The sequence below is a fragment of the Daejeonella sp. genome, from assembly GCF_030695525.1.
In the GTDB taxonomy this organism is placed as follows: Bacteria; Bacteroidota; Bacteroidia; order Sphingobacteriales; family Sphingobacteriaceae; genus Daejeonella.
In genome coordinates this window covers 100,670-114,625 of the sequence record NZ_JAUYSS010000032.1, presented here as the reverse complement: position 1 = coordinate 114,625, position 13,956 = coordinate 100,670, and the positions used below count along the sequence as shown (strand labels likewise).

At 37.9% G+C, this 13,956-nt stretch carries 12 protein-coding genes and 1 riboswitch; of the genes, 3 read left to right on the top strand and 9 right to left on the bottom strand.

The window, feature by feature from the left end; genetic code table 11:
• Positions 1–42 precede the first annotated feature (42 nt).
• The 5 genes from Q8S11_RS07545 to Q8S11_RS07525 all read right to left on the bottom strand — a co-directional run bounded on the left by Q8S11_RS07545 (position 43) and on the right by Q8S11_RS07525 (position 5,508).
• Positions 43–1,113, bottom strand: a complete 1,071-nt coding sequence (locus tag Q8S11_RS07545; protein WP_305661476.1) for a carbon-nitrogen hydrolase family protein — start codon at positions 1,111–1,113, stop codon at positions 43–45.
• A 180-nt stretch (positions 1,114–1,293) separates the two neighbouring features.
• Entirely contained in the window at positions 1,294–1,977 is a 684-nt protein-coding gene (locus Q8S11_RS07540) for an NAD-dependent deacylase (RefSeq protein ID WP_305661475.1), read from the bottom strand.
• 8 nt (positions 1,978–1,985) lie between these two features.
• On the bottom strand, positions 1,986–2,678 hold the full coding sequence (locus Q8S11_RS07535) for an ATP-binding protein (RefSeq protein WP_305661474.1): 693 nt from the start codon (positions 2,676–2,678) through the stop codon (positions 1,986–1,988).
• Between the two features lie 71 nt (positions 2,679–2,749).
• Positions 2,750–4,648: a TonB-dependent siderophore receptor gene (locus Q8S11_RS07530; RefSeq protein WP_305661473.1), complete on the bottom strand. Its 1,899-nt coding sequence runs from the start codon at positions 4,646–4,648 to the stop codon at positions 2,750–2,752.
• A gap of 102 nt (positions 4,649–4,750) precedes the next feature.
• A riboswitch (cobalamin riboswitch) is annotated at positions 4,751–4,942 on the bottom strand.
• A 269-nt stretch (positions 4,943–5,211) separates the two neighbouring features.
• The gene (locus Q8S11_RS07525; RefSeq protein ID WP_305661472.1) at positions 5,212–5,508 is read right to left on the bottom strand and encodes a hypothetical protein; all 297 of its coding nucleotides are present in this window, start codon (positions 5,506–5,508) and stop codon (positions 5,212–5,214) included.
• A gap of 382 nt (positions 5,509–5,890) precedes the next feature.
• On the opposite strand from Q8S11_RS07525, the gene Q8S11_RS07520 reads away from it, so the two are divergent.
• Positions 5,891–7,003, top strand: coding sequence for an AI-2E family transporter (locus tag Q8S11_RS07520; protein WP_305661471.1), 1,113 nt, complete (start codon positions 5,891–5,893; stop codon positions 7,001–7,003).
• Positions 7,004–7,018: 15 nt separating this feature from the next.
• On the opposite strand, the gene Q8S11_RS07515 is transcribed toward Q8S11_RS07520, so the two are convergent.
• The 4 genes from Q8S11_RS07515 to proS all read right to left on the bottom strand — a co-directional run bounded on the left by Q8S11_RS07515 (position 7,019) and on the right by proS (position 11,352).
• Positions 7,019–7,930, bottom strand: a complete 912-nt coding sequence (locus Q8S11_RS07515; protein WP_305661470.1) for a TIGR02757 family protein — start codon at positions 7,928–7,930, stop codon at positions 7,019–7,021.
• Between the two features lie 14 nt (positions 7,931–7,944).
• Positions 7,945–9,084, bottom strand: coding sequence for a cystathionine gamma-synthase (locus Q8S11_RS07510; protein WP_305661469.1), 1,140 nt, complete (start codon positions 9,082–9,084; stop codon positions 7,945–7,947).
• A gap of 71 nt (positions 9,085–9,155) precedes the next feature.
• Positions 9,156–9,869 carry a hypothetical protein gene (locus Q8S11_RS07505; RefSeq protein WP_305661468.1) on the bottom strand — a complete coding sequence of 238 codons (714 nt, stop codon included), beginning with the start codon at positions 9,867–9,869 and terminating at the stop codon, positions 9,156–9,158.
• Between the two features lie 10 nt (positions 9,870–9,879).
• Positions 9,880–11,352, bottom strand: coding sequence for a proline--tRNA ligase (proS, locus tag Q8S11_RS07500; protein WP_305661467.1), 1,473 nt, complete (start codon positions 11,350–11,352; stop codon positions 9,880–9,882).
• Positions 11,353–11,505: 153 nt separating this feature from the next.
• On the opposite strand from proS, the gene Q8S11_RS07495 reads away from it, so the two are divergent.
• Positions 11,506–12,441, top strand: a complete 936-nt coding sequence (locus Q8S11_RS07495; protein WP_305661466.1) for a hypothetical protein — start codon at positions 11,506–11,508, stop codon at positions 12,439–12,441.
• 12 nt (positions 12,442–12,453) lie between these two features.
• On the top strand, positions 12,454–13,941 hold the full coding sequence (locus Q8S11_RS07490; RefSeq protein WP_305661465.1) for an OmpP1/FadL family transporter: 1,488 nt from the start codon (positions 12,454–12,456) through the stop codon (positions 13,939–13,941).
• Positions 13,942–13,956: the final 15 nt, after the last annotated feature.

The following is a 13,956-nucleotide window of genomic DNA, read 5'->3' as shown; positions in this document are numbered from 1 at the left end:
TTTAAATGTGGAATTTAATGTTTTTCCCCTCTCCGAGAGGATTTACGATGCATATTTTTTACGAGCTTCTAATTGTGCCCTTTCGCCTTCAACAGTAATCTCTTCGTGAGTTTTAAGATTAAACTCTTTTAAAATATCCTTCACCAGGACATCCGGAGATAAACTTTCTATAATTGCCCACTCTTCCTCATGGAAAACTTTTATATCCACTTTGCGTCCGTATTTTTTCTGAATTGCAGGAAAATGTTGTACGAATGGCCATAGATGTAAAAAGACTTTCTCCAGGTTTACAGGAGCCCAACAAAGTTGAGGGTTCCAGGAGCCTGTCTTTGCCAGCTCTTCACCACTGATACTGCATATTTTACTGGTTCCTTTTCTGGTACTGGAAACTACAACGCATTTATGCTTCCATGCACGTGCATTAATCATTTGTCCGGCTGAAAAAGCTGAAGGGAAGAAAATGATTTCAGCTCCCTGTTTACGGTACATCTCCCATCCATCATCCCATAATATATCAAAGCAAATCTGAACCCCAATTTTCCCGAAATCAGTTTGGATAACAGGCTGAAATAATGGTCCGGGCATCACTCCACTTTTTATCTCACCTTCTGTCGGATGAACTTTATGATACGCTCCGACACGTTTCCCTTGCCGGTCAATAACAACAGACGAGATATAAAACATCCCATCCCCTGCAGGGGTATCAACAGAACATATAGTGTAGCAATTGTTTTTTTTAGAGAAATCAGAAAACTGGTTTAACACTTCTTCTGATTTAATTATCCTTTGCTTTACAGAGAACTTACCATCCATTTTAGTATTTGCAATGTAGAAACATTCGGGCAGGCAAATCACATCGGGGCTAAAAGGTTCGATACCCTTCAGATATTCCAACACTCTATTAACCATTAAATCCGGAGTGTCTTCAGATAGTTTTTCTTGCGAAAAACTTGCTATCCAAACCTCGCGTGGAAGTTTGTTAGCTGAATTTTTTTGGGAATTTAAGGGATGGTCTATGCCTGATGTTTCAGACATGCCAATGTTGCCTATAGACATGAGACCTGCAGTTATTGCTGACTTTTGCAAAAAATTTCGTCTTGAGTTTTGATTCATCTTCATTTGTATATAATTTCTTATCAGTTCTTATCCTCTGCTTAAGTAAATATAATGCTAAAGTACCGTTCTAAGCTATTTCATTCCATACAAAGCAAACTGGTTCCTATAAGACCAAAAGCCCATAAAGGCCAATCGCTGATAGTACTACATCAGGATAGGCTAATCTCATACATTAACTTATTGATTTAACAATCGCTCTACCAATTCAGGAACAGCAGCAACAGAGCTTTCAGGAATCCGTTCAATATTTATTGCAGATATCTCCATTGCCTTGGGATCTACCAGAAATTTCTGGGCTTTACCAGGTATCAGATCAATGAGGCCTGCTGCCGGGTAAACCTGTAATGAGGTACCTATTACTATGAATATATCAGCAACGTAGCATTTTTCAGCAGCTTTTTCGATCATTGGAACAGCTTCTCCAAACCAAACAACATGTGGCCGAAGCTGAGAGCCTAATTCACAACTTTCGCCCATTTTCAATTCCCAGCCGGAAATGTCATAGGTCAGATTGGGGTTTTTATCCGATTGGGACTTTGTGATCAGGCCATGTAAATGAATAATTTTGGAAGATCCTGCACGTTCATGAAGATCATCGACATTTTGAGTAATGATTGTCACATCATACTTTTCTTCCAGTTTAACCAGAGCATAATGTGCTGCATTGGGTTCAGCTTCAAGAACAGATTTACGTCGTTCATTATAAAAATTTTGCACAAGGTTGGGATCCCGTCTCCAGGCTTCCGGGGTAGCAACATCATAAACATTGTACCCTTCCCATAGTCCCCCAGAATCTCTGAAAGTTTTTAAGCCACTTTCGGCTGAGATACCGGCTCCTGTAAATACAACAATTTTTTTCATGGTTTTTGTCAGATTATATCCAGGTATAAGAATCCAGCTTCCTCTGCCATGTCTGTTTGCTTAATTTGCAATGGTCTGAATACAACTTCTCCGGTTTGATAAGTTATAGGCTCTCTGAAGATTGGCCCATTGTAACAAAAAGTGTGGAATTCACCATTTTCTCCGAATGGATCAATTCCATGGGGTAATTTCTTGAAGAAATCCGGATTTAATTGTTTTCCAATCCAATCCATCCCTAATTTATCCGATTGGACACAGCAAGTTATAGCTTCATATCCTCCATCTGATAACTCTTTTTGAAGTTCCATCAAAGAAATCTTCCACAAAGGAAAATATGTTTTCAAGCCCGCCTTTGTTGCTAAATCCTCCCGATATACCCGGAGGTCTTCCAGAAAAATATCTCCAAACACCAGGGTGTCAACACTCATTTCTGTTAATTGTGAACAGGTTTTCATAAATGCCTCTTCATAAGTATGATTGTCAGGCTGACTTGATACCCACATTTTAATGACTGGAAATCCAAGTTGCTCAGCTTGCCTGTCAAGCACTTGTTCGGCTATTCCATGCATTGAAATTCGCTTATAATCACTATTTAAAGTGGTTATAAGTCCTATTATTTCGACCTGAGGGTTTTGTTTAAGCCTGTTTAATGCCATTGCTGAATCCTTACCTGCACTCCAAAATAAAACTGCCTTCATCATGAATAATCTGTCTTAAAACAAAAATAGCGATGAATTTTCATCCATCGCTATTTATTATTTGGTTTTGCAACTTATCGGATATCTAACTTAAATCCAGCATTAAAATTAATCCCTTTTGTTTGATAGCCTGCAAATTCGACATAATTCTCATCCAGCACATTCTTAACATCTGTAAACAAGCTAAGTCTGGTTGAAACTTTGTATTGCGCATAAACATCCAGCACATTAAATGAACCCAGTTCAGCGTCCACCGTTTTGAAAGTCTTACCATCAAAATATCTGTCTCTTCTGTCGCCAGTAAACTTATAGATCAGATTAAAGCTTAGGGATTTACTTAAATCAAGACCCGCATTCAATCCGAAAGAATTCTTTGGCCTACGGAAGAGATTAAAAGATGTGCCTGCCGGAGTAGTCACCTCCCCATCTACATAAGCATAGAAAGCATTCAGATTCAGTAATCCATTTGGTTTATAGCTTAGTTCAACTTCATAACCTTTATCATTTTGTTTATTTTGATTTAAGTAACCAAATTTACCAGGAGAAACCTGACCAAAATCAATTACATTTTCAATATCCCTCTTAAAATAAGAAAGGGATAGATTTATTTGCGGTGTAAAATTCAGATCAAAACCTGCTTCATAAGTTCTGGATGTTTCAGGACTAAGAGCCAAATTCCCGTATTCTGAAAACAACTGATACAGGGATGGCACTCTGTAAGCAGATGAAAGGTTTGCAAATACCTTATAACGGTCTGCAATGAGGTAGGATGGATTTATAGTATAGGTAAAGTTACTGCCGTATTCACTATGATCATTAAATCGACCACCAATCTCTGCCTGAAAGCCCAATTTTGATTTAATAAAAAGAGAGCTGAACAGACTTTTTATATTATTGTCTGCAAATAATCTTGAACTAAATGGATTTCTCTGATCAGTACTAAGATTCCTGTATGAAATGCCACTTGCCACATCTATAAAATTATTGAAAGCATAATTGAGGTTAGTTTCCAGATGCGTAATATTCCCTGTATTATTGGTAAGTGAACCCTGATTATTATATTTATTTTTCAGGTTATTCTGGCTTAGATTGAAATTGAGAACAGCTTTATTTAGATCCAGCTTCCCCCCAATTCCGGCCAGAAATGAAGATTTGCTATAGGTATAGTCCTTTGCATCAGCAAATGCACCATTATCGAGGTCGGCGGCATTATTGTTAGCCTGAAAGTTCCCTCTTAACAGAAAGTTTTTGCTTACCCGCTGCCCCATATTAAACATCATGGATTTCTGATGGAATCCATCCTTATCAAAACCTGATTCAGCATTAGCAGGCATTGCTGAAGAGAAATTCTTTGAATCCAGATTAGAGGCATTGAATGATAAAGATGTATTTTCGATTTGTCCGCTCAAACCTAAAACTTGTTTATAAGTTCCGTAACTCCCTCCGGTAGCCAGAAGATTTGCTGCTAATTTGCCGCTGCCTTTTCTGGTAATCACATTAATAACGCCTGCTACTGCATCAGAACCATATAATGTAGAATTTCCTCCCTTTAAAATTTCAATGCGCTCAATATTTTCAATCCCAATGGCCGAAATATTGTATTCTCCGGATATTTCTGATGCATCATTTACAGGAATACCATCAATCAGTATCAGGGTATTGGCAGCACTTGCACCACGGAGATACACAGCCTTAATATCAGCAGGATTTCCTCCATTTCCTCCTATTGTCAAGCCGGCCACATTGTTTAACAGTTCGGGCAAAGTCCTACCCTGACTTTTTGAAATCGTTTCTGCAGTGATTACCCGAACCACCTTCCCTATTTCCGATAATTTTTTGGGTGAACGGCTGGCCACTACCACCACTTCATCGAGATTTGACGCAGGTCTTTCCTGTGCCAGGGTACTGCTGTTCAGCAATACCAGTTGTGCAAGTCCCAGACTTAGCCCAACGTAAAGTTTTTTTGTTTTCATTTTGTTGTGAGTTTTTGTCCCACAGCAAACAGATAATGAAGGAATACCAGAAATGAATCTATTCTTGCGAATAGTCCTCTCCAAGCTTCAATCCCCGAAAGCTATGAATTATTATGCAGAGGCAGGTCTTCTGACTTACTCCCGGTTTATCCTGCCTTCCCATCCGCATATGGCGAAAAGTGGCTTATTATGGAACCGTTATGGAGAACACAGCAGCGGGACTGTCCGGGATTCTAACCCGGTTCCCTTTTAATTCCGATTTTGATTTCGGAAACCTAAAGCATTGCAAATTTAATATTAGCACATAAAACTACAAATGAATGTTATCAACATTTTAAGAGAATAAATCTATATAAACAAATTAAGGGAAATTCGCTTAGAAGGTTAAGAGGCCTTAAGGCATTTTAGGAGATGAATGAGATAATATTGGGAATAAAAACAGGCTAATAATATTATTTACCAATCGTCATAAAAAATCTGGTTGTAGAAAAAATAATAATTTTCTTACAACCAGATAAAAATTGGAGTTCAATAAATATGAGGTATTTTGATTCAACCTATTCTTAGAATTCGTCTTCTGGTGCCGGTTCTTCCTGATCAATTTCACCATCCTCACGAGGTGTATCTACAAATTCTTGTTCTATTGCAGCAAGGTCAGCATTTATTTCAGCCTGAGATAAAAAAGTTCCCTTGTATGGAAATAATTGAACATCCCCATGGTCTAAATGTGCATCCAATGCATTCGAAGAAACTTCAATCATTTTTCCTTTGTGTCTGATCTTAATTTTTCCGCCTGCTGCATTCGCAGTAAACGATGCCGCAACTAATGCAGTGATCGCCAATAAACTTAATGTTCTCATTTTTAATAAAATATTTACGTTTTGTTTACGAAAGATAAATTAAATTATTTAACTAAAACTATATTTCATTTCCTATTTTTTTTAAAATATAAAATATTGAGATAAATTATTAATTTAAATTTAATACAAAACACTAAAATCTTAACAAGGATAACAGGAAAAAAGGCACTCATGATAACGTAATAAAAACAAAGTCATTTTTTATTATGAAATATGACATACTATTCAATATAATGGGGGTTCTATTATATTTGTTTTAAAATATTACTTTGAGCCCTAAAATGAATTTTGGTATGAATTCTGCTGTGTTTTAACTTTTACCTGTTCTACATAATCATCAAGATTAAATATCTAACCAGATATCAAACTGAAGTCAACTAATATGAAGGAATTACCACTAACCGTTAAACGATCAATAGAATTAATGGGTCTTTGCCTTATAGGGGTACTAGTTGCCTATGGTCAGCAAATCATTATGCCGGTAATTCTTGCTTTTTTCCTGAGTATAGTTCTGCTTCCGGTTTACCGATTTCTGAGGTCAAAAAAAGCACCAGAATTTTTGGCTATCCTTTTACCCATATTACTAGGGGCTGTTTTAATTGCACTGGTTATCTGGTTCTTTACCGGACAATTCAACAGCCTTCTGGCTGAGTTTCCGATGATTAAGAAGAATATAGCGATGCATTTGGCTGATTTGAGCGGATGGATCAACCAAAAAACCAATTTTTCAACTCCTGAACAGCTAAAATTTATAAATGAGCAAAGTAATAAAATTCTGTCCAATGCAGGAGCAATTCTCGGTGGTGCTGCAAATTCAATAACCTCTATTTTAATTTACATTGGACTGGTACCTATATACATTTATCTTTTTTTATCCTATAAATCACTGCTGATACGCTTTGTATTTGTATGGTTTGAAAAAGCAGAACATAAAAAAGTTGAGGAAGTCATGAAAGAAACCGAAGTGATAATAAAGGGCTATCTGATCGGACTTATGATCCAGATAAGTTATATCATAGTACTTTTAGGAGGATTACTACTTCTATTTGGCATAAAGCACGCCTTATTAATAGGTGTGATCTTTGCAATATTAAACCTGATTCCTTATATAGGTGCCTTGATAGGGAATATAATAGGTGTACTTCTTACACTAACTAATTCACAGGAAATATTACCGGTATTCATTGTTCTTGGTGTTATTGCAGCAGTTCAGTTTCTTGATAATAATATTTTAATGCCAAGAATTGTAGGTTCAAAAGTCAGAATAAATGCTTTTGCTGCGATATTGGGTGTATTTATTTCAGGAAGTCTGGCCGGTTTTACTGGTATGTTCCTTGCCCTGCCTATGATCGCAATTTTCAAAGTAATTTTTGACCGCTCAGAAATGTTCAAACCCTGGGGAATTCTCCTGGGTGATGAGGTTATCCTAAAAAAGCCTATCAAATTTCCCAAATTAATTATTCGAAAAAAGAAAATCGATAAGTCAGAAGTGTAAAAAAATAGGCCCTATTCAGATGATCCGGTTTTGAAATTGTTCCTCAATGCCTAAACCAAATAATGCAAAATCATACTTGACAGGGTCATTAGGATCAAATTTCCGTAGGTTTTCAGTTAGTTCAGTTGCAGTTAGCCAATCAACCTGCTTCCGGCTGATGAGTTTTAACTTTCTTGCTACCCGTTCAACATGAAGATCTGTCGGACAGATCAGATCTGAAGGTTTAATGCTGTTCCAGAGTCCGAAATCTACACCCCGATCATCTTTACGTACCATCCACCGTAAAAACATATTCAGTCTTTTACAAGTTGATTTTTTTGAAGGCGAACTGATATGCTTTTTTGTACGTGCCGGAAAATCAGGTAAAGAGAAAAAATATGTTCTGAAGGAATTTAATGCATATTCTGTAACAGATTCTGAATTTTTGTTTTTCAATTCGCTAAGGAAACATGGTGCAGATGCAACTTCATTATATTCCGAAGAAAGCTTTCCCTCTTCAATAAAGTCTTCACGGAAAATATTTGGTCTTAAAGTCTTAAAAGCTGTTTCCAATGTATCAGACCTTAAATAGTGCTGTCTGAAAAACTCAATGAAATATAAGGTATCTGTATCGTTGAAGGTGCGGTGCTTAAAATTGGCGAAACGTTTCAGATCGGTTTCCTGGTGATTTAAAATAAAATCATAAGGAACGCCGTCCATCAAGTAAATAAGTTCTTTACACTTATTAATAATCGTTTTTCTTTGCCCCCAGGCCAGAATTGATGCCCAGAAGCCCATGATCTCGATATCCTGCTTTCTCGCAAATAGGTGAGGAATGCAGATCGGATCATTTTCTATAAAACCCGGTCGGTTATACTGATCGAATTTGACATCAAGAAATTCTTTCAGTTCCTGAAAAGTATGAAAGGAAGCCGGGTAAGCTATCATTTAATTTCAATCAATCAGGAAAGTGCTTGTTTCAAATCATCAAGCAAATCTTCTATATCCTCCACTCCTACGCTTAACCGTAAAAGATTATCAGTTACCCCAACTTTATCACGTTCAGCTTTTGGAATAGAGCCATGGGTCATAGATACCGGGTGATTAATCAGCGATTCAACCCCACCCAGTGATTCAGCTAATGAAAAAACTTTAAATGAAGATGCAACCCTGTAAGTCTCCTGCAAATCAGCTCCTTTCAGTGTGATAGAAATCATTCCACCGAAATCACGCATTTGTTTTTTTGCAATATCGTGGTTGGGATGATCGGAAAATCCGGGCCAGTATATTTTATCCACTTTAGGATGGGTTTTCAAATAGGTTGCGACTTGAGAGCCATTTTCACAATGGGCTTTCATTCGAAGATGAAGTGTTTTTAGCCCCCTTAAAACAAGAAAACTATCCATTGGCCCGGGTGTTGCACCACAAGCATTATAAATGAACCAAAGACGATTATACAGATCATCATCATTCAACATTAATGCGCCCATGACGACATCTGAATGGCCCCCAAGGTATTTGGTAACTGAATGCATTACGATATCTGCCCCAAGATCAATCGGATTCTGAAGATAAGGAGAGGCAAAGGTATTATCTACAGCCAACAATATCTTATTTGATTTTGCAATTGCAGCGACAGCCTCTATATCAACAATTTGCATGGTTGGATTAGTAGGTGTTTCAATCCAGATCAATTTGGTATTCTGGTTTATATACTGCTTCACATTCTGAGCATCATTCATATTTATAAAATGAAATTTGATGCCATAATTTGAAAATATTTTGGTGAATATGCGATAGGAACCTCCATAAAGATCATCCCCTGTAATCACTTCATCACCCGGACTTAAAAGTTTCATCACAGCATCAGTAGCGCCCATCCCACTGGAAAAAGCCAGTCCGTGTTTTGCGTTTTCAAGTGCCGCAAGGCATGATTCCAATGCTTTACGTGTTGGGTTGGTTCCCCTGGAATATTCAAACCCCTTATTGTCTCCAGGCGACTTCTGCCAGTAAGTTGAAGTCTGATAGATTGGAGTCATTATTGCCCCGGTACTTGGATCTGGTTCCTGCCCGGCATGTATTGCTTTGGTTCCGAATTTCATAGATATTTTATTAAAGATCTTGCGAATTACAAAAAATGGATATAGTTATGAATTAATTGAAATTAAGCAGGTTATTTACTCTTATTTACCGGAACTAAAGATGGATTAAGTTCCTGTTTAAATTTATAGCCCATGTGTTTGCCTGTAGGATAACCTGAATTTGAGCCCATGTATTGTTTTTCCTCCAGAGATATTTGCCTTACAGCTTCAAAAGGTGGAGTCAGCAAATCAAAATCCATACAATAAATTATAGCAAGTTCCAGGATCTTCCTGATCTGCTCTTTTTTTAATTTGCCTTTCCAGAATGAGTTAAAGAGAAAACCAAGCTGGCTCTGACCGTCTACAAAGAAATGTTCTTCCCTGTTTATGAATATCCTGCCTATCAGATAACCAATATCTGAACTTCTGTTATACTTTAAGGAGTCAGCAAGAAAATTATGAATGTGAATGATTCCGCAATATTTCCTAGAGGGGTCATCCTGAACATATTTTAGTTTATTGATCTCATGTTCAGGTGGGAAACTGAACACATTGCTGTGCATGGATAAAACCAGAACATCGCCTGAGAACTTAAGTTGTGCTTCAAAATCTCCCCTGTCAGAGTAGCTAATCTCAACATTCCGATCTATTTTGTGAAAATCATTCTGCATATCAAGACAGATCTCCTGAAGCACCACTTTAAACTGATTAAAAACAGAAGAAGTTGTTTGGAAAATTTGCTGCTTTACTGAAGCTTTATTCTCAAGTAGCTTTAAAATATGTTCATAAGATTCAACTTCTTCCATTTTTCAATTTTTAATATGCTCTGGCAAACAACACCCTTTGTGTGGAAGGATTTCCGGTCACCATACAAGATCCGCTCTCTAATTTATTATTTAAAGGAATACAACGTATCGTTGCCTTTGTTTCGTCTTTTATGCGCTTTTCGGTTTCAGATGTACCATCCCAATGCGCTGAAATAAATCCTGCCCTGGTATCCAAAATTTCTTTAAACTCCTCGTATGAGTTCGCCTCATGAGTGTTTTCCTCTCTGAATCTAAGGGCTTTATTGAATATATTCTGCTGAATATCTGAAAGTAAATTTTCTATATGATCTATAATACCTTCCCTCGAAATAGTTTGCTTTTCTTTTGTATCCCTTCTGGCGATCTCAATCGTACCATTTTCCAGATCACGCCCTCCTATTGCCAAACGAACCGGAACACCCTTCATTTCATACTCTGCAAATTTAAATCCAGGTCTTAATGTATCCCGGTTGTCATATTTTACGGATATGTTTTTTTGTTTAAGTTCATTTGAGAGCGCTTTCGCAAGTTCAGATATTTTTTCGAGTTCTTCGTCCGAACGATAGATCGGAACGATAACTACCTGAATAGGTGCCAGTTTTGGAGGTAAAACCAATCCGGAATCATCAGAATGTGCCATGATCAATGCCCCGATAAGCCGTGTTGAAACTCCCCATGATGTAGCCCAAACATAATCGAGTTTTCCTTCCTTACTTGTAAACTTAACATCAAAAGCCTTTGCAAAATTCTGACCCAAGAAATGGGAAGTTCCTGCCTGTAAGGCTTTTCCATCCTGCATCAAAGCCTCAATGCAATAGGTATCCAAAGCTCCTGCGAAACGTTCATTGGCCGTTTTCTTGCCTTTGATGACAGGAACTGCCATCCAGTTTTCTGCAAAATCTGCATAAACATCAAGCATGCGCTCTGTTTCTTCGATAGCTTCCTGTGATGTGGCATGAGCGGTATGGCCTTCCTGCCATAGAAATTCGGCAGTACGTAAAAATAGTCTGGTCCGCATTTCCCAGCGAACCACATTAGCCCACTGATTAACCAGAATTGGTAAATCTCTGTAGGATTGTATCCATCCTTTATAGGTGTTCCATATAATAGTCTCTGAAGTTGGTCTGACAATCAGTTCCTCTTCCAGCTTGGCATCCTCATCAACAATAATATTTCCATTACCATCATTTTTTAAGCGGTAATGGGTAACTACAGCACATTCTGTCGCGAAACCCTCAACATGAGATGCTTCCTTCGAAAAAAATGACTTAGGAATGAATAATGGGAAATAGGCATTGCTATGGCCAGTTTCTTTGAACATTTTATCGAGAGCTGCCTGCATATTTTCCCAAATCGCATAGCCATAGGGTTTTATGACCATACAACCCCGCACTGCAGAATGTTCGGCCATATCTGCCTTCCCTACTATTTCATTATACCACTGTGAATAATCCTCTTCTCTACTGGTTAAACCCTTACTCATCTTACTTAGCTGTCAAAAAATTACGTATATTTATATAATTTAAACTTTAGGCAAAGTTATAAAACTAGACGATGTATTATAATTTTTTGAAATGCAACCAATAGGGATATAATCTCGTCTACATATTAAGCGTTAACATTAAATACTACGGCCATGATAAAGAAAATCATTTATTTTTCAGCACTGCATGCTTTTATAATTGCAGTAAGTCTTTCTTCATGTATGAGTACTAAAACTGCTCAGATTACACTTCCTGAAGATGACGTTTACTACTCCAATGCAAAAGCTAAGGAGATTGTGATTGCTGAGCGGGTTATACGGGAAGAGAAGCCGGCCTCTGATTATGTTACAGAAGAAGAATTATACGGTGATACCTACAGCAATTATGGTTATACTGATTATACCTCACGTATTAACCGGTTCAGAGGATATCATCCTTCATTAAGTTATTATAACAGCATTTACGGTTTTAATTATGATCCATTTTTCAGCCCATCCTTTTTTCCATATAGTTATTACGGTTCACCAGGTATAAATATTGGGATCGGAATTAACAGTGGGTTTTTCAGCTACAATCCATGGAGATATTACGGATTTAACTATGGCAACAATTTCTGGGGACCATATTCCTACTATAATCCGTACAATTCTTTTGGATTTGGAGGCGGTAATTTCAATCGGGGTAATTTCAACCGCGGATATTACAGCGGGATTTACAGTAGTCCGGCAGTTAGCGCACCTAACTACCGTGCACGTCCAACCCGCGCAGGAGATAACATCCCAATGGAAAGGGGTACTGTAATAGGTGCACCCGGTTCAATTATCAGGGATAACAGCGGGAATATCATTCAATCACGTGGAAGAGCAGAACGTTATGGTACTGAACCAACAAACAATACACCAAACCGGACACAGCCTACCACACGTCCTGAACGTGTAAACCAGAGTCCCCCAGCAAGAACCACCCAGCCGGAGCGAATTTATACTGCTCCAAGACAAGATAATGGTTCAGGTTCAAGAAGTTCACAACCATCCAATAATAACGGAGGCGGCGGCAGCAGTGGGCCACGTCCGTCAAGAGGAAACTAAGAGAGATACTTTATGAAATTAAGAGTTTTATTCTCTATGGCAGTCATAGTGGCTGCTACAGGGGAGATACGTGCCCAGTATTCGGAAGATGCATTACGATTTTCAAGATCCCAGTGGGGAAGCACAGCCAGATTTAAAGCAATAGGCGCACAAACAGGTGTCGGGGGAGATTTAAGTTCTGTTGGCGGAAATCCTGCAGGAATAGGCTTTTTCACACGTTCTGAGTTGAGTATTACCCCTGAATTTAACGGCTATAATAATAGTTCGAACTATCTTGGCAATCAAACTATTGCAAGAGGGGATAAACTTGGCCTGGCAAATGCCGCAGTTGTATTTCATACCAGGGCAGCAAAACCCAAAGGTGCGAAGCTTGACCAGGGATGGTTAAGTTTTAATTTTGGTTTGGGATACAGCCAAACACAGGGTTTTGACAATGGCATCGGGTATTCAGGCACAAATCCAAATAATTCAATTGCTGATTATTTTGCAGAATCCGCGAGCAATAATTACGGAGCACCAAATACCCTTCAATCAGGTTCATTGGAAAGGATGGCCTATGATAATTATCTGATCGGATATGACAATCCGGGCGGATACTATTTCCCCGAAACTGATGTCAATAATGTACAGACAAAAAATGATCTGAGATTTGGAAGACAATCTGAAGTCAATTTTAGTGTCGGAGCAAATTACAGCAATCAGTTCTATGTTGGTGCAAGTGTTGGTATTGCAAATATAAATTACAATACCAGTGATTTATATCAGGAGAAAGGGTTCAATGTAACCGAAAACAATGATTATGAACTCTCATACCGTCAATCACAGTTAACCAGAGGCTCAGGAATCAATGCGAAGATTGGTGCAATTTACAGACCAATCCCGAATGTTCGCTTAGGAGCAGCGGTAGAAAGTCCAACCTGGTATACCATTGACGATAGCTATTCAGAAGGATTGGATACAAAATATGGTAAAAACAGAGTCGATTCGCAGTTTGTAAATAATGATGAATTCTATGATTTTACATACAAATTACGAACTCCTTTAAAAATCAGTACAGGTATATCTTATTTCTTTGAAGACAAGGGGTTTATTTCCGCAGATATTGATTATGTAGATTATTCAACCATTAACTTTGCACAGGCAAACACAGGTGACATTCAGGTAATATCTGATAACAATAAAGCAGTAGTGACAAATTATACCGATGCAATTAACTTCAGGATAGGTGCAGAATACAAAATTGATAATCTGATGCTCAGAGCGGGATATGGCTCACAGGGCGATCCTTATGTTGTTACAGACTATAAACGCTTTAATATAAGTACTTATAGCGGGGGTTTAGGGTATCGAATTAATAATTATTATATCGATCTTACTTACCAGAAAGTAGTATCTGACTCAGAAAGGTGGCCCTATTCATTCAATAATAATCCTACCTCAATTGCAAGTATAAAAAATAACAGGAATAATGTTTTCTTAACAATAGGGAGCAGATTCTAACAAAAAAAACCGCCG